The following is a 23,110-nucleotide window of genomic DNA, read 5'->3' as shown; positions in this document are numbered from 1 at the left end:
CCTGCAAAAGCAGGCCGTTTAATTTTAGTGACAATTAGTTAAATGTTACTCTGTTTCTGTTGGCTCAATCTCATCATCAATGACGGTTAGCTCAACCACCGCTTCATCAACACGTTGTAAACCACGAGGCAGTTTATTACCACGACGGCCTCGTTCACCATGATAGTGCTCTAAATCGCTTGGTTTAAGGGTGAGCTTACGCTTGCCCGCATGCAAGGTCACACTCGTCCCCTCTGGCACCACCGCCAGCACTTTTACAAACTCTTCACGTGCTTGTACTTTAGCGCTTGGGATCGAGATAATCTTATTGCCCTTACCTTTACCAAGTTTAGGTAGATCACGTAATGGGAATAACAACATGCGCCCTTCGTTCGAAATAGCCATACAGTAATCGTTAGCTACGTCATTCACCCTAATTGGGGCTAATAACTGGCCACCTTTTGGTACGCTGACTAACGCTTTACCGTTTTTGTTTTTGCTGACTAAATCAACAAAATCAGTAATAAAGCCGTAACCCGCATCCGATGCCATCAGCAACACTTGCTTATCTTCGCCCATCACGACATGCTCAAAATTAGCACCTGCGGTGAGGTTAAAGCGCCCTGTCATTGGCTCACCTTGGCTTCGTGCCGACGGTAAACCATGCGCATCGGTGGCAAACGCACGCCCTGCTGAATCTAAGAACACCGCTGGTTGATTACTCTTACCACGGGCAGAGGCTTTATAGGCATCACCTGCTCGATAACTAAGCCCTTCAACATCTAAGTCATGGCCTTTACCAACCCGCGCCCAGCCTTTTTCTGATAGCACCACGGTTACAGATTCTGATGGGATCAAATCTTTTTCGCTTAATGCTTTTGCTTCAAGACGCTCTACAATCGGAGAACGACGATCATCACCATACAGCTCAGCAGCTTCTTGAATTTCTTTTTTCAGTAACGTCGACATACGACGATCAGAGCCTAACGTTTGTTGTAATTTATCACGCTCTTTGGCAAGCTCATCTTGCTCACCACGAATTTTAAACTCTTCAAGTTTCGCTAAGTGACGTAGTTTTAATTCAAGGATTGCTTCGGCTTGGATATCGGTGATCCCAAAGCGCTCCATCAGCACAGGCTTTGGCTTGTCTTCACTACGAATAATTTCAATAACTTCGTCGATATTTAAAAAGGCTGCGAGTAAACCTTCTAAAATATGTAAACGAGCCAACACTTTATCTAAACGATATTGCAGGCGGCGGCGTACCGTTTCACGGCGGAACACCAGCCACTCAGTTAAAATGGTTCGTAAATTTTTTACCTGCGGACGGCCATCAAGGCCAAGCATATTTATATTAACGCGATAATTTTTTTCCAAGTCTGTAGTGGCAAATAAGTGCGCCATTAACGGCTCCACTTTAATGCGATTAGAACGAGGAATGATCACGATGCGGGTTGGATTTTCGTGATCTGATTCATCACGTAGATCAGCAACCATAGGCAGCTTTTTCGCATTCATTTGCGCCGCAATTTGCTCTAAAACTTTACCACCTGAACACTGATGTGGCAGCGCAGTGATAACGATATCGCCATGCTCTTCAGTATAGATAGCACGCATTTTTATCGAACCACGGCCGGTTTCATAAATTTTACGAATATCAGCTTTTGAGGTAATGATTTCCGCTTCTGTTGGGTAATCAGGCGCTTGTACATGCTCAAGCAATTGATCTAAATCAGCTTTAGGGCTATCTAGTAATAAGCAACAGGCACTGGCGACTTCGCGTACGTTATGAGGTGGAATGTCCGTTGCCATACCAACAGCGATACCTGTAATACCATTGAGTAAAATATGTGGTAAGCGTGAAGGCAGTACTTGTGGCTCGTCCATGGTGCCATCAAAGTTTGGCGTCCAATCAACGGTGCCTTGGCCAAGTTCTTTTAACAGTACTTCTGAGAACTTAGATAAACGCGCTTCGGTATAACGCATGGCTGCAAATGACTTTGGATCATCCGCCGCACCCCAGTTCCCTTGCCCATCGACTAATGGGTAGCGATAGGAAAATGGTTGCGCCATTAATACCATGGCTTCGTAACAGGCGCTATCACCATGTGGGTGATATTTACCTAATACATCACCGACAGTACGGGCCGATTTTTTATATTTAGCTGCCGCAGATAAACCCAGTTCACTCATCGCGTAAATAATACGACGTTGTACGGGTTTTAGGCCATCACCAATATGCGGCAATGCTCTATCCATGATCACATACATGGAATAGTTTAAATAGGCGTCTTCGGTAAAACGTCCCATTGTTTGTTGTTCAATTCCTTGCATTAGCAAGGTATCTGTATCACTCATCAAAGCCTACCTAATTTTTTTTATAGCTTACACGGTAGATCACATTGGCATAATCATCGGAGATCAATAAGCTGCCATCGGCAAGTTCTGCAAAAGCAACCGGACGACCCAATGTTTCTTCGTTTTTCATAAAGCCCGTAATAAACGGCGTGTATTTTATCACACGTCCTTGCTCAATGGTGGCAACTGCCACTTTATATCCAGATTTTTTACTGCGGTTCCACGAACCGTGCTCAGCCACAAAAAGTTGCTGTTTATAATTAGCCGGAAATTGCTTACCGTTATAAAAATGAATGCCAAGAGGCGCCACATGTGCGCCTAATGCTAAAGCTGGTGCACTGTAATCAGCAATATTCTTACCTTTACCAAATTCAGGGTCTAAAATCGCACCTGCATGTACGTACGGGAAACCAAAATGCTCGCCTTCCACCGTTAAACGGTTTAACTCATCAGGAGGTAAATCATCGCCCATCATATCTCGGCCATTGTCGCTAAACCACATTACCTGCGTACTTGGGTGGAAATCAAAGCCCACAGAGTTACGCACGCCTTGAGCTAACGTGGTCATTTGTTTGGTATTTACATCCAATGAAAAAATACGACCGAAGCGTTCATCTTCGCTGCAGATATTACAGGGTACACCGACAGGAATAATCAACTCACCGGTTGGTGAAAAACGTAAAAACTTCCAACCGTGGTGACGCTCACTAGGCAACGCATCGTATACCACTTCATATTTTGGTGCTTTTAATTGCGTATCAATGTTTTTAAACCGAATAATACGGTGCACTTCACCGACATATAAATCCCCCTCTTTAATCGCTAAACCCGATGGCATGGTTAAGCCACTGGCAACAAGTATTTGTTTATCTGCAATGCCATCACTATTGTGATCAATTAACGCATATACATTACCTGCTTTACGCGAGCCAACATACACAATGCCTTTTTTAGATACAGCTAGTTGTCGTGCATTTTCTACGTCACTGGCGAATATGTTTATTGAAAAACCATCTGGAACACTCAGTTCTTGAATGATTTCTTTTGCTGCTAAGGGAGTACTTAGCAACCCTACCGCTAGTAGTGATATTAGTAATTTATTCATCGGTTTCTACCCTATTTCGGCCACGCTCTTTTGCTGTATAGAGCGCTTTATCTGCGTTTTTTAATAAATCTTTAAATGAGTGTAATTGCGCTCTTTTTTGCGCTACACCAAAACTTGCGGTGATTTTAATAACATTTTCACCATCGTTTATTGGTGTTTTTTCTATATCACTTTTAATGCGATAAGCAATTTCCGTCGCTTCTACAAGGGGGGTATTATTTAGCACCACTAAAAACTCTTCGCCACCAATACGGCCAAGAATGTCATGTTCTCGAATTGCTCGCTGCGCTGTCTCTGTGATGCTTTTTAATACCAGATCCCCAGCAGGGTGGCCAAACTCATCATTGATACTTTTAAAGTGATCTAAGTCAAAAATTATCAAACAAAAGTTGTAATTATCGCTTTTTAGCTCTAACCACTGTGACTCGGCAAAATCCATAATTTTACGTCTATTTGCCACGCCAGTTAAAAAATCTGTATTCGCCAGCACACTAAACTTGCGTTTTAATCGATACTGTCGCCACGAAAACAATAACAACAATAAAAACAACAACAGCACGCTGAACATAATGGTATTTTGTAATGCTTGCTGCTGTTTAATTTCTTGTAAGGAAAACTCGTTTAGCTCTTTATCTTTTTTAAGTAACTGCTTTTCTAATTTAACTTGTTTAATATCAAATTCTACTTTATGGCGTGAACGAGCTATCTCTCGAACCTTATTATAGTGCTGTTCATTTAACGCGATAAAATCTTGTTGATACTTATAAGCTAACCGGTAATCATTTTGCTGTACAGCCAGCTCTGTCTGTAAATTGGCCAGTTTTAATAGCGACGTAATACTATTTTCTATCGGTATTTGCTCAGACAGCAACTGCGCTTTTGCTAACGTTTTTGCAGCTTGATCCGTTAAATTTTGCGCAAGCTCAATTGCCGCTTGAATATATAAGTGATTTGCAATGTTCGCGACATCTTCAAGCTTATCGAAATACTGGCTACTAAGTGAAAGATAATGATTTGCTTGCGCTATATCTTGCTCTAACAAATACGCTTCAGCCAAGATTATATAACCGTAGTACACTAAGTTTTCATTTGCTACTTGGCCGGCCATTGCGAGCATTTTTTGGCTGCTAGCAATGGCTTCTTGGCCACGTTTCATTTTTAAATATATTTTAGCTGAGTGGAAGTACGACACTAAGCTATCAAACATTAAGTCATTTTTTAAAAAATAGGCCAATGCCTTTAGTTGCAATTCCAGCGCTTTGTCGTAATCAAATAAATACTCATACGATTTAGCCATGGTTGATTCAATATAGGCTAAATCGAGTAAGTCACCGCTGCGTTTAATAATCTCATAGCTTTTATAAAAATAGTCTAATGCTTTAATATCATCATGATTATAAACATAAAAGCTTGCTAACGCGCCGTAAACTTTACTTTTTAGCTTTTCATTTTCTAGTTGTTCGACTTGCTGCTCAGCAGTATTTAAAATCGCTAACGATTTATCAGCCTGACCCGAATAGCTATAAATAGTGGATTTAATTAAATAGTAACGGATCAGTGATTCATTATTTAATACGGTCAGCTCATTGGCGAGCAGCCTCTCCAGCGCGATAGCTTTACTCAATTCCCCCAGTAATAAGTAATTATCGGCCAAATGAAGTTGCAATTCGCTGCGCTGTATGGCCGATAAGTGAGTACTGTGTTGTTTTATTAAATGCTCTAAAAATTCAGCGGCGTCGCCTGGGTCTTGAATACTTTTTTTATGAGCAAGCTCTAACTGTGTAGTTAACCATTTTGCATCCAGTACCGGCTGCTGTGCTGCGTTTAAAGTAGCACAATATAAATACAAGCAGGCAAAAAAGCTGAGCAATGAAACACGCGAGTGTAAATAATTAAAACACCTTCCTTGTTGTATTTGCATATTTACACCCTGGTTTTATTACACTTGAGCACGATTTCCATGATCTTCTAACCATTGACGACGATCTGATGAACGCTTTTTCGCAAGCAACATATCCATCATTTCCATGGTTTCAACTTCATCTTCCAATGTTAGCTGTACTAAGCGACGAGTATTTGGGTCCATAGTCGTTTCACGCAATTGCAATGGGTTCATTTCACCCAAGCCTTTAAAGCGCTGTACATTCACTTTGCCACGTTTTTTCTCTGCTTCGATGCGCGCTAAAATGCCCAATTTTTCATCTTCATCCAGCGCATAATAAACGTCTTTACCAATGTCGATTCTAAATAATGGAGGCATAGCAACATACACATGCCCGCTTTTCACTAAAGTTGGAAAATGACGCACAAACAAGGCGCATAGTAAGGTTGCAATATGTAGCCCATCGGAGTCAGCATCCGCTAAGATACAAATTTTATTATAGCGTAAAGAAGAAATATCATCTGAATCAGGATCAATTCCCAGTGCCACTGAAATATCGTGCACTTCTTGTGATGCTAAAATTTGCCCTGATTCAACTTCCCAGGTATTCAAAATTTTACCACGTAGCGGCATTATGGCCTGAAACTCACGATCGCGAGCTTGTTTGGCTGAGCCACCCGCTGAGTCACCTTCCACTAAAAACAGTTCGGTGCGGTCATTATCAGCAGCACTACAATCGGTTAGTTTTCCAGGCAAGGCTGGACCTGCTGTAACTCGCTTACGCACCACTTTTTTAGCCGCACGTAAACGCTTTTGGGCATTCGATATACATAATTCAGAGAGTAACTCAGCAGTGTCGGTATGTTCGTTCAGCCATAAGCTAAATGAATCTTTCACAACCCCAGATACAAATGCTGAACACGAACGCGACGAGAGTTTTTCTTTGGTTTGACCGGCAAATTGTGGATCTTGCATTTTCACCGATAAAACATAGCTACAGCGTTCCCAAATATCATCTGGGGTGAGCTTAACGCCACGCGGCAATAAGTTACGAAACTCACAAAACTCACGCATTGCTTCAAGTAACCCTTGGCGCAGACCATTAACATGGGTACCACCTTGCGCTGTCGGTATTAAGTTCACATAACTTTCAGCGATAGATTCGCCGCCCTCTGGTAACCATACAACAGCCCAGTCAGCGCCTTCAGTTGAACTTGAAAATTCACCAGTAAAAGGGTCTTGTGGTAAAACTTCGTAGCCTTTAACGGCTTCGTTTAAGTAATCTTTTAAACCCGTTTCGTAATACCATTCTTGGGTTTCTTTGGTTTGCTTGTTGGTAAACTTAATACGTAAACCTGGGCATAATACAGCCTTGGCTTTAAGCAAATGATGCAGTTTCAGTAATGAAAAGTTAGCTGAATCAAAATAGCTGGCATCCGGCCAAAAACGTACGGTAGTACCGGTATTTCGCTTACCGACTGTGCCAATAACGTTTAAGTCTTCAACTTTATCGCCATTTTCAAATGCCATCATGTATTGCTGTGCATCACGGCGCACAACAACTTCAACCCGGGTGGATAATGCATTTACAACAGAGATACCAACTCCGTGCAAACCACCAGAAAACTGGTAATTTTTATTAGAGAATTTACCACCGGCATGCAGTTTAGTGAAAATTAGCTCAACCCCTGGAATACCTTCTTCAGGGTGAATATCGATGGGCATACCACGACCATCATCACTGACTTCAAGTGAGTTATCTTCATGTAAAATAACATCAATTTTTGTGGCATGACCAGCCATGGCTTCATCGACACTGTTATCAATAACCTCTTGCCCTAAATGATTAGGGCGAGTGGTGTCGGTGTACATGCCTGGACGGCGTTTAACAGGTTCTAACCCATTTAATACTTCAATGGCTTCGGCGTTATAATTTTGCTGACTCATAGTTTTTATCTTTTATGCGCTTAGCTATGTTTTACGTGATTTTAAGAAAATCTACAATACTAGCAATGGCGTCGTCAAAGCCAACAAAGCTATGATCACCACCAAATTCAATCCGTTGCTTGCATTGTGAATAATATTTAACGGCCTGCTGATAATCCAATACTTCATCGCCTGTTTGCTGTAGTAAATACAGTAATGATGGGCGCTTTAAGTAGGGTATCGACAGTGACTTTAACGCGTTAATATGACTATTATTGAGCTCGTAATGGCTATCCTGATAGGGATTATAGTTCGCCCCTAACAATGAACTCAATAACAAATAAGGCTTAACAGCAGGATTGATCAGCGCTGCTGGTAACTGATATTTTTGCGATAAATAAGTGGCGTAAAAACCACCTAAAGAACTGCCAAGTAATACCGTATTTGGCGTTAATAATTGTTCAATTTGAATTATCGCATGCAGCGGTTCATGACTTAATCGCGGCACACAATAATCAACGTCATAGTGTGCCATATACTCACCAAAGCGCACAGCTTTAAATGATTTTTCACTGCTATTAAAGCCATGAATATAAATTACTCGTTGAGCCATATTAGCTCCGAATCAACAGCCACTTCATCGCTTGACTTAGTTATCGTTAATAACCGATAGCCTGCGCCTAAATTTTGCTGCTGCCATTGCGCCGTGTTTTTAGTAAATTGCACTGAACTTGCAGGCGTTGCCACCACATCAATATTTCTGAATTGAAATTGGTAGTCATTATGAACATGACCGTGAAACAGATGCCTAACCTGCCCACTATTTTGTAATATGTTAAGCAATTGCGGGCCATTTTCAAGCATGTGTTTATCTAAATAGCCATTGATTGGCAATGGATTATGATGGCAAAAAACCACACTCGGTAGCGATGTGCTTACTAATAATGTAGTGATTTCATTTAAATGCGCTTCACTGACCCACCCTGCAGGCGTGGGTCCTTTGGAATTAATAAGTAACACTTCAAAGTCATTGGCAATTAACCGTTTAGCATTACTTATTTGCCCGCTTGAAATGTGTTGCAAGGCAGCTAGTTCATCGTGATTACCTGGCACCCAAAATACCTGACAGGTGAGCGCTGAATCAGCTATCAACTGAGCAAATAGTCGATATGATGCCATACTGTGATCTTGAGTTAGATCACCACCAAAGATCACGGCATCTAATGACTGCTCTGCCATGTGCGCCAACACACAAGAAAAGTGCTCTGCCGTATTAACCCCAAAATACTCCCCTTGTGGGTCGGCAAATAAATGGCAATCGGTTATATGCGCTAAACGTAGTTGACCGCTATTGAAAATAGCATATTGATCAAACCAAGCCATTATTCACATCCCAATTAAGGACCGCTCGGCCACTGTCAACACACGCCACTAACCAATCGTACAAGAATGCATTGAGTTGATATTTTTCGTCTTTTTGATGCATTTGCGGATTCGGGTAGCCATACGATGGTTTAATTCTTTGATGGTAGTCATGGTGAATTATTTCAGCCACTTTTGCATCATGATACAAACGCACGGTTAAAAATAACGGATTAAAACCTTTTAACATCCCCGTTAATTGCGTGATAGAAATATCCATAGTGTACTTTGCACAACCATCCACTTTAATTGCAAACTGATTATTACCTAATTGCACTTGTCGAGTGCTACCTTGTTTGCGCTCATTAGGCAGCAACTTTAACGCGCGTAAGTAGTTATGCTCACATAACGTCAAGTATTTTGGAAGACTTTGAATATATCGTTGTTTCACTGCAAGTGCTGTCACGTTACCGCCATAAAATTAGAAGTTAAGGGTAGTCTATTTATTCATTATACGTTCGCGATTAAGCGCTAACCACTGTAATGAAATAACCGTAGCAGCATTATCTATTTCACCGCTTGCTAAACGTGCCATCGCCTCATTAAAACTGATGATATGTGTTTTTATATCTTCGCCTTCGGTTTCAAGCCCATAAACACCACTTTGCAGCTGGCTTAAATCCGTAACAGCAAGGTAAAGGTGCAGCCGTTCGGTAGTACCGCCAGGACTTGAAAGATACGATAACATAAATTCCAGCTCTTGCAGCTCTAGTCCAGCTTCCTCTAGTGCCTCGCGTTTGACGACGGCTTCATAATCAGTACAGCCATCGGTCATACCTGCAATACATTCTAACAGCCATGGCGAATGTTTGCTTTTTATTGCACCAATGCGTATTTGCTCTATTAATAACACTGTATCGGTTACAGGGTCGTAAGGCAGCACGGCAATAGCATCGCCGCGTTCTAAAATTTCACGGCTAATGAGTTGCGACTCGCCACCGGCAAATAATGCATGTTCAAATTGATATAAGTTAATTTTAAAAAAACCATCGTAAAGGTTAGTAATAGGTTTTAATCTCACATCTTGGTGAGTAAATTCGATCAACTTTTTATTGGTCATATAACTACCTCTTACTTATTTTAATAAACTAAAGTGGATTAATATATTCTGTTACACTTACAAACATTGTTTTACTCATTTTTTTTTTAGTTATGAGCCAAAACAGGTTAACATGCCCAATAGTATAAAATTTGTCTAAGGACCGAACCACACATGAAAAAGAACATCCTTGCAGCGCTGGTTAGTTTATCATGCGCAATTGGCGCTACAGCTGCTCACGCTGAAGATTTACTGCAAGTTTTTGAAATTGCGACAGCTAACGATCCTACCGTGTTAAAGGCAAAAGCCCAAGCGGATGCACAATCTTATCAAAGTGATCGTGCGATGAGCGCATTATTACCTCAAATAGGTTTAAGCTTAGGCTACGAAAAAAGTGACTCTACCTCTTTTCAAAGTGTTGGCGATTTATCACTTCAAGTTAAAGTAGAAAGCGATACTGACCAATTCACTCGTGGTGTTAGCTTAAGCCAAACACTGTTTGATTTAGGCGTATGGAATAACCTAGGTATTGCTGATAAACAAGCTCTACAAGCCAGTGCACAGTACGATTTTGCCAAGCAAGATTTAATAGTACGTGTTGCCGATGGTTACTTTAATGTATTAAGTGCTATCGATAGCCTTGAATTTGTTAAAGCTGAAAAGCGCGCTATTGAACGCCAATTAGAGCAAACAAAGCAACGCTACGCGGTAGGCCTAACTGCTATTACCGACGTACATGAAGCACACGCGCAGTACGATAACTCTGTAGCCCTTGAAATCGTGGCTAAAAATGGCGTTGAAACGGCCCGTGAACAGCTTCGCGAAATCACCGGTAAATACCACGCTAAGCTTGATATGTTAAATACTGAGACCTTCTCTACAGTAAAACCTTCTAAGCAATCTACTGATTACATTAAGCTTGCAGAAGAAAACAACTTAAATTTACAAGTAGCAAAAGTCACAGTTGATATAGCTAAAGATCAAATTGAGCTAGCGAAAGCAGGCCACTACCCAAAATTAACACTTGATGCGCGTTACGGTGATTCTTTAACCAATCGCGACATAAACGGTGTAAGTTTTGATAACCAACCTCGTTCCGATTCGACCACTATAGGTATCAACTTTAGTGTGCCTCTTTACTCAGGTGGTGCCACGGTTGCTGCAACTAATCAAGCACGTGCGTTTTATGTAGCTGCAAGTGAAGACCTAGAAGCAAGCTTACGCGCTGTAACACGCAATACGATCACCTCTTATAATCAAGTGGTATCTGATATCGCTACTTTTAAAGCCCTTGAGCAAGCTGTGGTTTCTGCTGAAAGTGCATTAAAAGCCACTGAAGCAGGTTTTGAAGTGGGTACTCGTACTATTGTTGACGTATTGATCAGCACACAAAACCTCTTTAATGCAAAACGTAACCTTGCAGATGTTCGCTATCGTTACGTCGTATCAACGCTTCGCTTAAAGCAAGCGGCGGGTACTTTAACTAGTGATGATTTACAAGCCATCAATCAAGGTTTAAAAGCAATCCAATAAAGATAAGCTTAACATTACTCATTTAAAAGCCAGCAACTTGCTGGCTTTTTTGTATTTTTTTATTCATCCAGTTAAACTAAGTTCTTTTCAAATATGAGATATTTCTGTGGTCAACTCTTCTGCATTTAAATGGTCTTTTCTAGGTCCGCGTTATTGGCTTACTTGGCTTGGTGTATTTATCTTATATACAGTGTCTTGGTTGCCGTCTAAGTTGCAATTATGGCTAGGTAAGCAGCTTGGTCGCTTAGTGCACCGCACTATGAAAAAACGTCGTCGCATTGCTGAGGTTAATATAAAACTATGCTTTCCTGATATGCCAGTTGAAAAGCAACGTGCACTAGTTAAACAGAATATGGAAAACACAGGTATTGCGACCCTTGAAACAGGTATGGCATGGTGGTGGCCAAATTGGCGAATAAAGCGTGTGTATGGTTCAGTGAAAGGGCTGGAACATTTTGCGCGGATCCAACAATCTGGGAAAGGCGTGCTATTGCTAGTTCCTCATATTCTACACCTAGAAATAGCCAGCCGTGTTATGGGCCTTAATCATCAAGGCATTGGCTTCTACCGCCCGCATAATAACCCGCTAATGGAGTTTTTTATGACCCGTGGCCGATTGCGCTCGAATGAATATTTAATTGGCAAACGCGATGTAAAAGGCCTATTGAAGGCACTTAAAGCTAAAAAAGTCTGTTACTACTTGCCTGATCAAGACTATGGTCGAAAACGCTGTGAATTTGCGCCATTTTTTGCAGTCCCAGATGCGGCAACAACCACTGGCACCTTATTATTTTCAGCCAGCAAAAATTGCGAAACGGTCAGCTTAACCAGCCGTCGTGATGAACAAGGAAAATACCATTTAGAAGTACTGCCTGCACTGGAGAATTTCCCCAGCGGTGATAATAAAGCTGATGTCACCCGAGTTAACCAACGAATAGAGCAAGCAGTTAACGTTGCTCCCGAACAATACATGTGGCTGCATAGACGCTTTAAAACACGTCCAGATATCGATGCCCCCTCTTATTACAAGTGACAACGCCGCTGTAATATGCTTTTATTAACAAATATAAATACAAGAGTATGAGTCATGTGGTTTTGGGTTAAGCATTTATCACTAGCTGTCATTTTAATTGCTGCAGCACTTTATTTTTTATTAGGCCATGGCCCTGTCATGGATATGAAAGATACAAAAAATGCCGCAGCGCAAGGCTTATCACGCTTTTATTCTTCATTACGTAACCAAGTTAATAAAGATAATGAACGCGATAAATACGTACTGAAGCTCCCTGCTCCTGATTTAAATATTGATGCAGCATTAACCGAGCGCGCTAAAGTGGTTGAACCTTCGTCACCAAATTGGACTGGGAAATTTATCCCGAGACGTTTTGAAAACGGCTCAACATTAAAAAAAGTGTTATCTGACTATGCACGCAATGAAGACATCGTATTGTATTGGTATTTAAGTAAAGATTATGTGGTAAAAGATCACTTTAGAGTGGATAGTGATTTCAACTCCACCCTTTACCAAGTCGGTCGCGCCATCAATGATGACTTTGAAAACGAGGTTTATACCTTCTTTTGCTTTAAGCAACGGGCAGCGGTGATCACTGAGCTGCCCTCTGAATATGTGCGCGAGAATTGCAAGCGACTAAGAAGTTAAGCAGTTAATTCAAAGACCTGCTGCCATGCATTGCTGACAAACCCGATATGTGTGGCAAACTCTTGTTTTGCAACACAACGTCCCTGCTGATCTAAGCTTAATACGTGGTAGCGAGAGCGATAGTCAATATAGGCTGCGATCAAGCCTTGCTTGGTTTCTTTACTAATACAACCAAGTCGAGCTGCATCGGTTAAAATTCTGACATTATCTGAATACGTTGTCAGCTCATCAAAGCGGTGCGCATTATTGAGCACTAAGTATTGCGTTAAAAACTCAATATCGGCAATGCCACCAGCATCTTGTTTTAAATCAAACTCAGTGTCATTGCCCTTCGCTAAGTGGGTGCGCATTTTTTCACGCATGGTGATCACATCTTCTTTGAGTTTTTGTGGATCTCGCTGCTGGCACAAAATACCTAAGCGAATTTGCGCAAATCGCCGTTGCAATTCAGCTTGTCCAAAAATCATTCGTGAGCGAACCAGAGCCTGATGTTCCCACGTCCACGCTTGAGTTTGCTGGTAATGATTAAAGCTTTCTAAATTGATTGCCATTAACCCTGAAGCGCCTTCTGGGCGTAACCGAGTATCCAGTTCATATAAAATACCCGACGCAGTACGTGTATTAAATAAATGCATTAACCGCTGCGCCAGTTTTAGATAAAACTGACGTGAATCAATCGCTTTGCTGCCATTAGTTTGCTCTGAACCATCACTGTTATGCACAAAAACTAAATCGAGATCAGAATCATACCCCACCTCAAAGCCACCGGTTTTACCATATGCGATTACTGCAAAGCCCTTATGCTCATCATCAGTATTCGGTGGAGTCCCAAAGCGCTGCGCCATTTGTTGCCACGCAAGGTTAACAGCTTGTTCTACAATTGCTTCGGCCAATGCGGTTAGATGATCGCTTACTTTCATCACATCTAACACACCAGTTGCATCAGCGGCAGCGATACGTAACTGATGAGTTTGTTTAAATTGACGCAGTGCTTCCATTTGTTGCTCTAAATCCTCACTATCAATACGTAAAAAATAGTGTCGAATTTCATCTTTATACGCACTGAGCGGCGTAGGCTTATACAGCACCGCAGGGTCGATCAGCTCATCAAGTAAGATCGGGTAGCGGGAGATATGTTCGCCAATCCATTTACTATGACAGCACAATGAAACAAGCTGCTTTAATGCGCCAGGGTTTTCATACAATAATTCTAAATACGCCGTGCGTGAAATAACCTTGCTTAGTACTTGGCAGATCATACTAAATACGTCACCGCTTGCTTGACTGTCTGATAGTTGCTTTAGCATTAACGGCATGAGTTTATCGAGAATATCGCGGCCACGGTGGCCAATTTTAGTTTTTGTTAATCGCGACCTAAAGTCTTCGAGCGGTATTTGCCATGCATCATTTGGCTGCTCTAAGGCACTAATATCAGTATGCTCCCAGGCACTGATATACGCACTTTCACACGGATCGACAGGCTCACTTTCAAAACCAATAACTTGTTCAAACTCGCTATGTATGCCAGCCATTATGGTATTAATTGTGGTTAAAGTAGCGTTAAAGTCAGCTTGTGATAGTAAATAGTTTAATCGCTGTTGGTTGAGTTCATCATCTGGCAATGTTTGCGTTTGTTGATCGGCAAAAATCTGGAGATACTGCTCTACTCGTCTTAAAAATAAATAATTATGGCGGAGTAACTGCGCTTCATCTTCGCCAATAACTTGAATGTTTTCAAGCTCCGCCAGTGCTTTTTGCAAGGATTGTGTTTGCAAATTAGCTTCTCGGCCGCCCCTTACCATTTGCAGTGCTTGCACCACAAACTCTACTTCACGGATCCCTCCTGCACCTAGTTTTATATTGTTAGTCAAGCGTTTACGGCGTACTTCTTGAGCTATCATTTGTTTCATTTTACGCAGCGATTCGATCACTGAAAAGTCAATATAACGACGATACACAAACGGTTTTAATAACTGATAGAATTCATCACTGTAGCGCGTTTGCGGGCCAATCAAACGCCCTTTGAGCATGGCGTAGCGTTCCCATTCACGACCTTGATCTTGATAATAATCTTCTATTGCAGTGAAACTCATAACCAAAGGGCCACTCTCACCAAATGGGCGCAGCCGCATATCCACTCTAAATACTTGACCGTCAACAGTGATTTGATTAAGTGCGGCAATCAGTTTTTGTGCAACTTTAGTGTAAAACACTTGCGCTTCTAGCGAGCGACGCCCACCTTGGGTTTTCACACTACGTGGATAAGAAAAAATTAAATCAATATCTGACGAATAGTTTAATTCTTGGCCGCCTAACTTACCCATGCCTAATACCATCATAGCGAGGGGTTGTTGTTGCTCATCCAGTGGTTGCCCATTAACGATTGCAACCTGAGCGAACGCCCAATTATTTGCACTGTCAATTAACTGATCGGCAAGTGCTGAAATATAGCCAATGCTATCTGCTATGTCATTGCTATAACACAAATCTAAACACGCTAATTTTAACCAATAGCGCTCACGATAACGGCGTAAAATTTTATGACACTGCGCTTCATCCACCTCTGCCAAATTTAACCCTTGGAATGGATTTGGGCTATCACGCAAACTCATTTGTGTATCACAAAGTAACATCTCAATTAACTGCGGTTGAGATTGCAAACAACGCCATGCAAAGTCACTCAAGCCGATTAAATTAATAATTAACTCACTTAGGGTGCGCTCAGGATAGAGCTGTGCGAAGCGCTCGCGGCCAAGGGTGTTTAGTGCTGCTGGAAGTTGTTCGCCTAGTGTCATCAAATACTCTCTTTTATATCCGTCGTAACCGTACTAGAATGATTAACATAATAATAACCAGCCTAGGTTCTCAATGTCATATTTATCTTTATCTAACACTAGTTTACTCGCGATTGCTATCTGTTTTATGGTTATTTGCTTAGCTGTTATTTGTTTGCGGGTAGTAAGTCAACTTAAGGCTAAACAAGCATTAAAAGAAGAGCTTGCTCAACATGACAATTTTGCTCTAGGAATTAGTTTTGCGTCAGAAATCAGTGTAGTGGTAGCGACGGTGGCATTTTTATTTGATGAAATTAGTATCAGCACAGCCCAATCAAACCCGATTAAAGTGATTGTACTGATAGTCCTGTTATTTGCTTTTATTAAAATAGGTCACTTGATCCACCGCAAATGGATTTTGCACCGTTTTAACGAAGAAGCCGCCATCTTAAAGCAAAATGTCTGCGCTGCTTTAGTTGATTCTGGCATGTTAATCGCCAACTGTATTATCACCTTAGGGCTTTACCACTGGTCTCATACCCAAGGCTTTAGCAGCTTGCTCATCGTGTTTGTTTGCTTCCTTTTATTACAAGGAATTTTTGCCCTAGACAGCAAGCTACGTGAATATCGCTTTGCTCGCGCTAATCAAGGGGCATCATTACAGAATAACTTTAATTTAGAAAATACCTCTATCGGCATCCGTTATGCGGGGAAATCCATCGGTCTTGCATTAGCTATTTATGCAGGCCTTGCCAGTGCCACTTTTCATAGTGGCAAAATGGTAGAGAATTTATTCACATTAGCTTTACATTGCGGCACTATGTGGTTATTACTGTATCTATTAACGACTATAATCAAGTTCATTTCACTGCCAAACATTGATACTGCGCTTGAAATTGATCATCAAGATAATATTGGCGTAGCCTGCATTGAATTTGCTGTTTTCAGTGCAATAGGCTATTTACTAATAAGCATGTTTTCAATTTAAGCTTGGAAATGTTCGAATACGTGGGGCCTTATGCCGTTTGAAGTAAATAACTATCTACTGATCGACAATGACTGTGAATTCAGTCGGCAATTTACTGAGCACTACTTTGCTCAGCCACACGGAACCCGCCCCAGTACTCTAGTGGTTGCAGGGGCAAATACTCGTCAGTTAGTTAAGTTAATGTTTGATGAGCTAATTAAAGATTATTGCTACTGCGACTTTAGCAATGAAATTAGCGTGTCTGAACTGGCAAGCTACTTACATGAACACCATGATATTGCTGGCGTGCTGTTTAATCAAACGGACTATTTGTTAGCTGATGATAAACAACGCTTTATATTCAACTCGTTACATTCTGTACGATTTTTAATTAAAGAAGCAGAAGATGGTTATCTGTTTGAGCCCGTAGCCGATATGGCGCAAAACAACCACCTGTCATGCCAAACTGAAATAGCCGAAACCCCGCAAGATTTAGACGCATTATGCGAAAAGCTCAATAACTAATTACGCAGTGCTGGTAATAAGTATTTGCACCAACGAGATGACTTACATACCATAACGCCATTAGCTATTTTTGTTGAAGGTCAGCATGCGAGTTCCTCATATTTATCAAGCAAGTTCCATTGTAATTGCGACCCCATTGCAGTTAGACGATGATGCCGCAGGCCATATTGGTCGCGTATTACGGATGAAAGTTGGTGAGCATATTTCATTGTTTAATGGTCAAGGTGGCGAATACCTTTGCGAACTCATTGAAGTTGGTAAAAAATCAGTGGTGGCAATGCCGCTTAAATTTGATGACAAAGATGTTGAATCACCACTTAGCATCCACTTAGGGCAAGGGATTTCTCGTGGCGATAAAATGGACTTTACCATTCAAAAGTCGGTTGAATTAGGGATCACTGAAATCACGCCTATTTTTAGCCAGCGTTGTGGGGTTAAATTAAGCCCTGAGCGACTTGCCAAAAAACACCTACAATGGCAAAAAATAGCCATTGCTGCCGCCGAGCAATCAGGCCGCAATAGCATCACCACCATTCACCCACCGATTGATCTTAGCCAATGGCTTGCGCAAAAGAGTGATGAAATTAAACTCACCCTACACCCTCGCGCCGAGCACAGCATCAAAACAATCAAGGTGCCAAGTGCTGGCGTGCGCTTTTTAGTCGGTCCTGAGGGCGGCTTTACCGATGAAGAAATTGCCCAGACCAAACAGCAAGCGTTTGTTGATATTCGTATTGGGCCACGCGTACTACGCACAGAAACGGCCGCTTTGACGGTGTTAAGTGCATTACAGCTACAATTTGGCGATTTAGCTAATTGAAAATAGCTAAACCACCCTCATATCAATAGCAATATATTCAGTAAGGCAACGAACATGGCAATTAAGTTAGGTATAATTTCAGATCCGATCAGCGGATTTAACATCAAAAAAGACACCGGTTTTGCAATGATGATGCAAGCCCAAAGCCGTGGCTATGAAATTTACTATATGGAAATGAACGATCTTTCATTACGTAAAGGTAAAGCCTACGCCACAGCCGCTAAAGCAACCGTGTTCGACGATGAGCACCATTGGTATGAGCTTGAAGAAAAAACCAGCATCGCACTTGCTGATTTAGATGTGATTTTAATGCGTAAAGATCCGCCATTTGATACTGAATACATTTATGCAACTTACATTTTAGAACGCGCCGAGCTTGAAGGTACACTTATTATTAATAAGCCACAGAGCTTGCGTGATGCCAACGAAAAGTTATTCACCGCCTGGTTTAGTGAGCACACACCTGACACTTTAGTAACCCGCTGCAAACACCAAATTCGTGCGTTTTTAGCCGAACATAAAGACATCATTCTAAAACCTTTAGATGGCATGGGTGGCGCCTCTATTTTCCGGGTTAGAGAAGATGATGCCAACATCGGCGTTATTTGCGAAACCCTCACCGAACACGGTAGCCGTTTTGCCATGGCACAAAATTATATCCCTGAGATCAAACAAGGCGATAAGCGCGTATTGGTGGTAGATGGTGAAGTGATCCCATATTGCCTTGCTCGCATTCCGCAAAATGGTGAAACACGCGGTAATTTAGCCGTAGGTGGCCGTGGCGAAGCACGTCCAATCAGTGACTCAGACCGTCGCATTGCCGAAGCCGTGGCACCGACATTAAAAGCCAAAGGGCTGATTTTTGTTGGTCTGGATATTATTGGTGATAAATTAACAGAAATTAACGTAACAGCACCAACCTGCGTGAAAGAAATTGAAGCCGCTTATGATATTTCAATTACAGGGCGCTTATTTGATGCCATTGAAAGAAAACTAAGCCATACTTAAATTTACTAACAATAAAGGGGTATCGTTATGCAATCATTAGAAAATCATTTTTTAATTGCAATGCCATCAATGCAAGACCCTTTTTTTAAACGTGCTGTCGCGTATATTTGTGAGCACAATGAAGACGGGGCTATGGGGCTGGTGATCAATCAGCCTATCAATATTACTGTCGGTGATTTACTCGACAAAATAGAGATTGATAACGACAAATCGACCCAAGCTGCCAGTGTGGCAGTGTTTGCTGGCGGGCCGGTAAAAACAGATCGTGGTTTTGTATTACATTCACCAAAATCCGGTTATAGCGCAAGCCAAGAACTCAGCAGCGAAATTATGATCACTACATCCAAAGATGTGTTGGCAAGTTTAACCACCGCTCAAGCGCCAGAGCAGTTTATTATTACGCTCGGTTATTCTGGTTGGGAGCAAGGCCAACTCGAACAAGAGCTACTTGAAAACGCTTGGCTAATTATAAAAGCCGATCCCGATATTATTTTTAACACACCGATTGAGCAGCGCTGGGAAAAAGCAGTCGCGACACTCGGATTTGATATTAGCCAATTAAGTTCAGAGGCTGGCCACGCATAAGCGTGGTCAAGCACAATTTAAAAGCACAGAGCTAGCATGACTAAAAAACAACTAAAGCCCAAAGGTGAGCGTACCGTGATGGGCTTTGATTTTGGCACCACCAGCATTGGTGTTGCTATCGGCCAAGAGTTAACGGGTACCGCATCAAGTCTCACTGCGATCAAAGCCAAAGATGGCATACCAAATTGGGATTTTATTAAAAAGCATGTCGATGAGTGGCAACCTGATTTACTCGTCGTCGGTTTACCGCTTAATATGGATGGCACCAACCAAGAAGTCACCTTTAAAGCTAAAAAGTTTGCCAACCGCTTACATAATCACTATGGGCTGCCTGTAGAGACCCAAGACGAACGTTTAACCACCGCAGATGCTAAAGCACGTTTATTTGAACAAGGCGGTTACCGTAGCTTAGGCAAAGGCAATGTTGATAATATGTCGGCCGTGATTATTTTGGAAAGCTTTTTTGAGCAGGCTTACGGGTAATTGGTAAGTTAATGATCAACTTATCTGACAGCTGAGGTATAAACCCAGCTTGATAATTAAAAGTTCTATTAAAGCCACCTAAGTGCGAAGCTTGCTGCGCGATGATCATATCGACATCATCGCGTATATAAATGTAAATTGGTTTATTGACCTTTAGGCTCTAATCCGTCAATGGTCACTCCCTGTAAAAAACCAGCGCCTTGTTGTTCGTTGTTTCTCAGCTTAATCATCAAACGTAAATCATTTGGTGAATCAGCATGATGTAATGCATCAGCGTAGTTAATTCGCTGCTGTTTATAAAGCTCAAAGAGCGCCTGATCAAAGGTTTGCATACCCATATCTTTCGCTTTAGCCATGGCTTCTTTAATACCGCCAATATCCCCTTTTTTGATAAGCTCGCCAACAATCGGGGTGTTCAGCAAAATTTCAATTGCCGCGACCCGGCCATTACCATCAGCGGTAGGCACTAATTGCTGGGCAATAATCGCGCGTAGATTTAAAGATAGATCATATTTTAGCTTGTCGTGCTTTTCTTTTGGCACTAAATGCATGATACGGTCGATAGCTTGGTTGGCATTATTAGCATGTAACGTAGCTACACATAAATGCCCGGTTTCAGCAAAGCTCAAGGCGTATTCCATAGTCTCTTGCGAGCGAATTTCACCAATCAAAATGACATCAGGAGCTTGGCGTAGTGAGCTTTTAAGCGCTGACTCAAAACTTTCCGTATCTAAACCGACTTCACGCTGAGTGATAATACTTTTACGGTGTTCATGAACAAATTCAATCGGATCTTCAATAGTCAAGATATGGCCACGTTGATTACGGTTACGATAACCTAGTAACGCCGCCAACGAGGTTGATTTACCAGTGCCTGTGCCCCCCACAAATAACACCAACCCCCGCTTTGCCATGATCACATCGGTCAGCGTTGAGGGTAGGCCAAGCTCAGTTACATCTGGAATTTTTGTAACAATACGGCGGATAACCATGCCGGCACAATCTCGTTGCCAAAATGCTGAGATCCTAAAGCGCCCTTCTTCGGTGGCAATAGCAAAGTTGCATTCTTTGGTATTATGAAACTCGGCTTTTTGTTTTTCACTCATCGCAGATTCAACTAGCTCAAGCGACTCTTCGTCTGATATTTTTTCGTCGCCTAATGCAATCAGCTCACCATTAATCTTTGCGCTGACCGGTAATTGACTTGAAACAAATAAATCAGAACCCTGCTTTTCAAGCATCAAATGTAAAAAGTAATCTAGAGAATGTGTCATTACTGCTCCTTAACCACCAAAGTTATTTTTATCTTGTGCTTTAGCACGCGCTTCAGCATTGGTAACTACACCGTGGTTTACTAAATTAGTTAAACATTGATCCATGGTTTGCATACCTTGCGATGCGCCAGTTTGAATCGACGAATACATTTGCGCAATTTTATCTTCGCGGATCAGGTTACGAATGGCCGGCACTGCAATCATAATTTCATGGGCTGCGACTCGTCCCCCACCAATTTTTTTCAGCAGGGTTTGTGAAATAACCGCCCGCAATGACTCAGAGAGCATTGAGCGGATCATGCTTTTTTCTTCACCTGGGAATACATCGATAATACGGTCAATGGTTTTTGGCGCTGAAGTTGTATGCAAAGTACCAAACACTAAATGACCGGTTTCAGCTGCGGTCATAGCTAGTCGAATAGTTTCTAAATCACGCAACTCACCCACCAAAATAACATCAGGGTCTTCACGTAAAGCACTGCGCAGTGCATTAGAAAAACTATGTGTATCGCGATGCACTTCTCGCTGGTTAATTAGTGATAGTTTATTGTCGTGCACAAACTCGATGGGATCTTCGATGGTTAAAATATGATGATGCTTGTGTTGGTTTATATGATCCACCATCGCAGCCAAGGTGGTCGATTTACCTGAGCCGGTTGGGCCTGTTACCAACACCAGGCCACGTGGTGTATCGGAAATAGTTTTAAATATATCTGGCGCACCTAAATCATCAAGCGTCAGCACTTCACTGGGGATAGTACGAAATACAGCGGCTGGACCTCGGTTAGAGTTGAAGGCATTAACACGAAAACGCGCTAAGTTTGGCACTTCAAACGAAAAATCCACTTCCAGATTTTGTTCGTAGTCCTTGCGTTGATTATCGTTCATAATGTCGTAAACTAGGCTGTTCACATCTTTGTTTTCCAGCGCTGGTATATTAATACGTCGCACATCGCCATCAACACGGATCATTGGCGCAACCCCTGATGATAAGTGTAAATCGGATGCTTTGTGCTGCACACTAAAGGCCAATAATTCGGTAATATCCATTTATGACTCCACAACTAACTGATAATTATATGGTTACAATAGCAGAACGGCTTAAATCCGCCTATGCTAGAATTGCCCTCGCGGCAAAAAAACATCATCGTAACGAACGTGATGTCTGCTTGTTGGCAGTATCAAAAACCAAACCTGCTAATTTTATTTTAGCGGCTTATCAACAAGGTCACCGAGAATTTGGTGAATCATACGTGCAAGAAGCTGTTGATAAAATAACCCAACTAGCAAATTATAGCGATATTGTTTGGCATTTCATTGGCCCAATTCAATCAAATAAAACGGCTGCGGTAGCTGAACATTTTGATTGGGTGCAGAGTATTGACCGTGAAAAAATTGCCAAACGCTTAAACGAGCAAAGACCCGTAGATAAAGCCCCGTTAAAAGTACTGATCCAAGTAAATATAAGCTTAGAAGCAGCTAAGTCAGGTTGCCACCCTGATCAACTCGATAGCTTAGCTGAATATGTTCAACATTGTCCAAATTTAGAATTACGTGGCGTGATGGCCATCCCAGCCAAAACTGACGACAACCTGCAACAAATACAATATTTTGAGCAATTACGGGCTTGCTTTGATAGACTTAAAGCCCAATATCCTCAAATAGACACCTTGTCGATGGGGATGAGTGGCGATGTAGAGGCTGCAATTGCAGCAGGCTCAACCATGGTACGCATCGGCACGGATATTTTTGGCCAACGAAGTTAAGGTG

At 41.8% G+C, this 23,110-nt stretch carries 21 protein-coding genes; 10 read left to right on the top strand and 11 right to left on the bottom strand.

Annotation, left to right across the window (positions count from 1 at the left end):
* Positions 1-45: 45 nt before the first annotated feature.
* From parC to V7783_RS04115, 8 genes are read right to left on the bottom strand one after another with little or no spacing between them, the layout of a single operon-like run.
* Entirely contained in the window at positions 46-2,337 is a 2,292-nt protein-coding gene (gene parC / locus V7783_RS04150; protein WP_335677627.1) for a DNA topoisomerase IV subunit A, read from the bottom strand.
* Positions 2,338-2,347: 10 nt separating this feature from the next.
* On the bottom strand, positions 2,348-3,442 hold the full coding sequence (locus V7783_RS04145; protein ID WP_064667205.1) for a PQQ-dependent sugar dehydrogenase: 1,095 nt from the start codon (positions 3,440-3,442) through the stop codon (positions 2,348-2,350).
* Positions 3,435-5,363: a diguanylate cyclase gene (locus V7783_RS04140; RefSeq protein WP_335677626.1), complete on the bottom strand. Its 1,929-nt coding sequence runs from the start codon at positions 5,361-5,363 to the stop codon at positions 3,435-3,437. Before V7783_RS04140 ends, V7783_RS04145 begins: the two co-directional genes overlap by 8 nt.
* 18 nt (positions 5,364-5,381) lie before the next feature.
* Positions 5,382-7,271 (bottom strand): DNA topoisomerase IV subunit B, encoded by a 1,890-nt coding sequence (gene parE / locus V7783_RS04135; protein WP_192541722.1) that lies wholly within the window; start codon positions 7,269-7,271, stop codon positions 5,382-5,384.
* A gap of 31 nt (positions 7,272-7,302) precedes the next feature.
* Positions 7,303-7,863: a YqiA/YcfP family alpha/beta fold hydrolase gene (locus tag V7783_RS04130; RefSeq protein WP_064667202.1), complete on the bottom strand. Its 561-nt coding sequence runs from the start codon at positions 7,861-7,863 to the stop codon at positions 7,303-7,305.
* Positions 7,848-8,633: a metallophosphoesterase gene (locus V7783_RS04125; RefSeq protein WP_064667201.1), complete on the bottom strand. Its 786-nt coding sequence runs from the start codon at positions 8,631-8,633 to the stop codon at positions 7,848-7,850. Before V7783_RS04125 ends, V7783_RS04130 begins: the two co-directional genes overlap by 16 nt.
* Complete coding sequence (locus V7783_RS04120; protein ID WP_064667200.1) at positions 8,620-9,078, bottom strand: DUF1249 domain-containing protein; 459 nt, start codon at positions 9,076-9,078, stop codon at positions 8,620-8,622. The genes V7783_RS04125 and V7783_RS04120 overlap by 14 nt, the downstream gene beginning before the upstream one ends.
* A 33-nt stretch (positions 9,079-9,111) precedes the next feature.
* Complete coding sequence (locus V7783_RS04115) at positions 9,112-9,732, bottom strand: NUDIX domain-containing protein (protein ID WP_335677625.1); 621 nt, start codon at positions 9,730-9,732, stop codon at positions 9,112-9,114.
* Positions 9,733-9,885: 153 nt separating this feature from the next.
* Between V7783_RS04115 and tolC the strand changes: the two genes are divergently transcribed.
* From tolC to V7783_RS04100, 3 genes are all read left to right on the top strand, one after another.
* Positions 9,886-11,244, top strand: coding sequence for an outer membrane channel protein TolC (gene tolC / locus V7783_RS04110; RefSeq protein WP_335677624.1), 1,359 nt, complete (start codon positions 9,886-9,888; stop codon positions 11,242-11,244).
* Positions 11,245-11,350: 106 nt separating this feature from the next.
* Complete coding sequence (gene lpxL / locus V7783_RS04105) at positions 11,351-12,277, top strand: LpxL/LpxP family Kdo(2)-lipid IV(A) lauroyl/palmitoleoyl acyltransferase (protein ID WP_064667197.1); 927 nt, start codon at positions 11,351-11,353, stop codon at positions 12,275-12,277.
* A 54-nt stretch (positions 12,278-12,331) separates the two neighbouring features.
* Positions 12,332-12,904, top strand: coding sequence for a TcpQ domain-containing protein (locus tag V7783_RS04100; protein ID WP_064667196.1), 573 nt, complete (start codon positions 12,332-12,334; stop codon positions 12,902-12,904).
* On the opposite strand, the gene glnE is transcribed toward V7783_RS04100, so the two are convergent.
* A complete protein-coding gene (glnE, locus tag V7783_RS04095; RefSeq protein ID WP_335677623.1) occupies positions 12,901-15,699 on the bottom strand; it encodes a bifunctional [glutamate--ammonia ligase]-adenylyl-L-tyrosine phosphorylase/[glutamate--ammonia-ligase] adenylyltransferase in 2,799 nt (932 codons plus the stop codon). The two genes, V7783_RS04100 and glnE, sit on opposite strands and share 4 nt — an antisense overlap.
* Before the next feature lie 73 nt (positions 15,700-15,772).
* On the opposite strand from glnE, the gene V7783_RS04090 reads away from it, so the two are divergent.
* The 6 genes from V7783_RS04090 (at position 15,773) to ruvX (ending at position 20,066) form a co-directional block, all read left to right on the top strand.
* Entirely contained in the window at positions 15,773-16,666 is an 894-nt protein-coding gene (locus tag V7783_RS04090; protein WP_192541718.1) for a DUF350 domain-containing protein, read from the top strand.
* Between the two features lie 30 nt (positions 16,667-16,696).
* Positions 16,697-17,170 (top strand): hypothetical protein, encoded by a 474-nt coding sequence (locus V7783_RS04085; protein WP_335677622.1) that lies wholly within the window; start codon positions 16,697-16,699, stop codon positions 17,168-17,170.
* 85 nt (positions 17,171-17,255) lie between these two features.
* The gene (gene rsmE / locus V7783_RS04080; RefSeq protein ID WP_192541716.1) at positions 17,256-17,990 is read left to right on the top strand and encodes a 16S rRNA (uracil(1498)-N(3))-methyltransferase; all 735 of its coding nucleotides are present in this window, start codon (positions 17,256-17,258) and stop codon (positions 17,988-17,990) included.
* A gap of 54 nt (positions 17,991-18,044) precedes the next feature.
* Complete coding sequence (gene gshB / locus V7783_RS04075; protein WP_192541715.1) at positions 18,045-18,998, top strand: glutathione synthase; 954 nt, start codon at positions 18,045-18,047, stop codon at positions 18,996-18,998.
* Between the two features lie 27 nt (positions 18,999-19,025).
* Entirely contained in the window at positions 19,026-19,583 is a 558-nt protein-coding gene (locus V7783_RS04070) for a YqgE/AlgH family protein (RefSeq protein WP_064667190.1), read from the top strand.
* A gap of 36 nt (positions 19,584-19,619) precedes the next feature.
* Complete coding sequence (gene ruvX, locus V7783_RS04065; protein ID WP_064667189.1) at positions 19,620-20,066, top strand: Holliday junction resolvase RuvX; 447 nt, start codon at positions 19,620-19,622, stop codon at positions 20,064-20,066.
* A gap of 143 nt (positions 20,067-20,209) precedes the next feature.
* Here the strand turns inward: ruvX and V7783_RS04060 are convergent, their stop codons facing one another.
* Both V7783_RS04060 and V7783_RS04055 read right to left on the bottom strand, forming a co-directional pair.
* Positions 20,210-21,340 (bottom strand): PilT/PilU family type 4a pilus ATPase, encoded by a 1,131-nt coding sequence (locus V7783_RS04060; RefSeq protein WP_064667188.1) that lies wholly within the window; start codon positions 21,338-21,340, stop codon positions 20,210-20,212.
* Between the two features lie 9 nt (positions 21,341-21,349).
* The gene (locus tag V7783_RS04055) at positions 21,350-22,390 is read right to left on the bottom strand and encodes a type IV pilus twitching motility protein PilT (RefSeq protein ID WP_335677621.1); all 1,041 of its coding nucleotides are present in this window, start codon (positions 22,388-22,390) and stop codon (positions 21,350-21,352) included.
* A 2-nt stretch (positions 22,391-22,392) separates the two neighbouring features.
* On the opposite strand from V7783_RS04055, the gene V7783_RS04050 reads away from it, so the two are divergent.
* Entirely contained in the window at positions 22,393-23,106 is a 714-nt protein-coding gene (locus tag V7783_RS04050; RefSeq protein ID WP_335677620.1) for a YggS family pyridoxal phosphate-dependent enzyme, read from the top strand.
* Positions 23,107-23,110: the final 4 nt, after the last annotated feature.

Source organism: Pseudoalteromonas sp., assembly GCF_036960685.1.
Taxonomy (GTDB): domain Bacteria; phylum Pseudomonadota; class Gammaproteobacteria; order Enterobacterales; family Alteromonadaceae; genus Pseudoalteromonas.
Note: the sequence above shows the minus strand (reverse complement) of the source record. Positions and strands in the feature narration are given on the sequence as shown.

Coding starts and splice junctions, on each gene's coding strand:
- parC (WP_335677627.1), bottom strand. CDS start 2,337: ATGAGTGATACAGATACCTTGCTAATGCAAGGAATTGAACAACAAACA.
- V7783_RS04145 (WP_064667205.1), bottom strand. CDS start 3,442: ATGAATAAATTACTAATATCACTACTAGCGGTAGGGTTGCTAAGTACT.
- V7783_RS04140 (WP_335677626.1), bottom strand. CDS start 5,363: ATGCAAATACAACAAGGAAGGTGTTTTAATTATTTACACTCGCGTGTT.
- parE (WP_192541722.1), bottom strand. CDS start 7,271: ATGAGTCAGCAAAATTATAACGCCGAAGCCATTGAAGTATTAAATGGG.
- V7783_RS04130 (WP_064667202.1), bottom strand. CDS start 7,863: ATGGCTCAACGAGTAATTTATATTCATGGCTTTAATAGCAGTGAAAAA.
- V7783_RS04125 (WP_064667201.1), bottom strand. CDS start 8,633: ATGGCTTGGTTTGATCAATATGCTATTTTCAATAGCGGTCAACTACGT.
- V7783_RS04115 (WP_335677625.1), bottom strand. CDS start 9,732: ATGACCAATAAAAAGTTGATCGAATTTACTCACCAAGATGTGAGATTA.
- tolC (WP_335677624.1), top strand. CDS start 9,886: ATGAAAAAGAACATCCTTGCAGCGCTGGTTAGTTTATCATGCGCAATT.
- V7783_RS04100 (WP_064667196.1), top strand. CDS start 12,332: ATGTGGTTTTGGGTTAAGCATTTATCACTAGCTGTCATTTTAATTGCT.
- glnE (WP_335677623.1), bottom strand. CDS start 15,699: ATGACACTAGGCGAACAACTTCCAGCAGCACTAAACACCCTTGGCCGC.
- V7783_RS04090 (WP_192541718.1), top strand. CDS start 15,773: ATGTCATATTTATCTTTATCTAACACTAGTTTACTCGCGATTGCTATC.
- V7783_RS04085 (WP_335677622.1), top strand. CDS start 16,697: ATGCCGTTTGAAGTAAATAACTATCTACTGATCGACAATGACTGTGAA.
- rsmE (WP_192541716.1), top strand. CDS start 17,256: ATGCGAGTTCCTCATATTTATCAAGCAAGTTCCATTGTAATTGCGACC.
- gshB (WP_192541715.1), top strand. CDS start 18,045: ATGGCAATTAAGTTAGGTATAATTTCAGATCCGATCAGCGGATTTAAC.
- V7783_RS04070 (WP_064667190.1), top strand. CDS start 19,026: ATGCAATCATTAGAAAATCATTTTTTAATTGCAATGCCATCAATGCAA.
- ruvX (WP_064667189.1), top strand. CDS start 19,620: ATGACTAAAAAACAACTAAAGCCCAAAGGTGAGCGTACCGTGATGGGC.
- V7783_RS04060 (WP_064667188.1), bottom strand. CDS start 21,340: ATGACACATTCTCTAGATTACTTTTTACATTTGATGCTTGAAAAGCAG.
- V7783_RS04055 (WP_335677621.1), bottom strand. CDS start 22,390: ATGGATATTACCGAATTATTGGCCTTTAGTGTGCAGCACAAAGCATCC.
- V7783_RS04050 (WP_335677620.1), top strand. CDS start 22,393: ATGACTCCACAACTAACTGATAATTATATGGTTACAATAGCAGAACGG.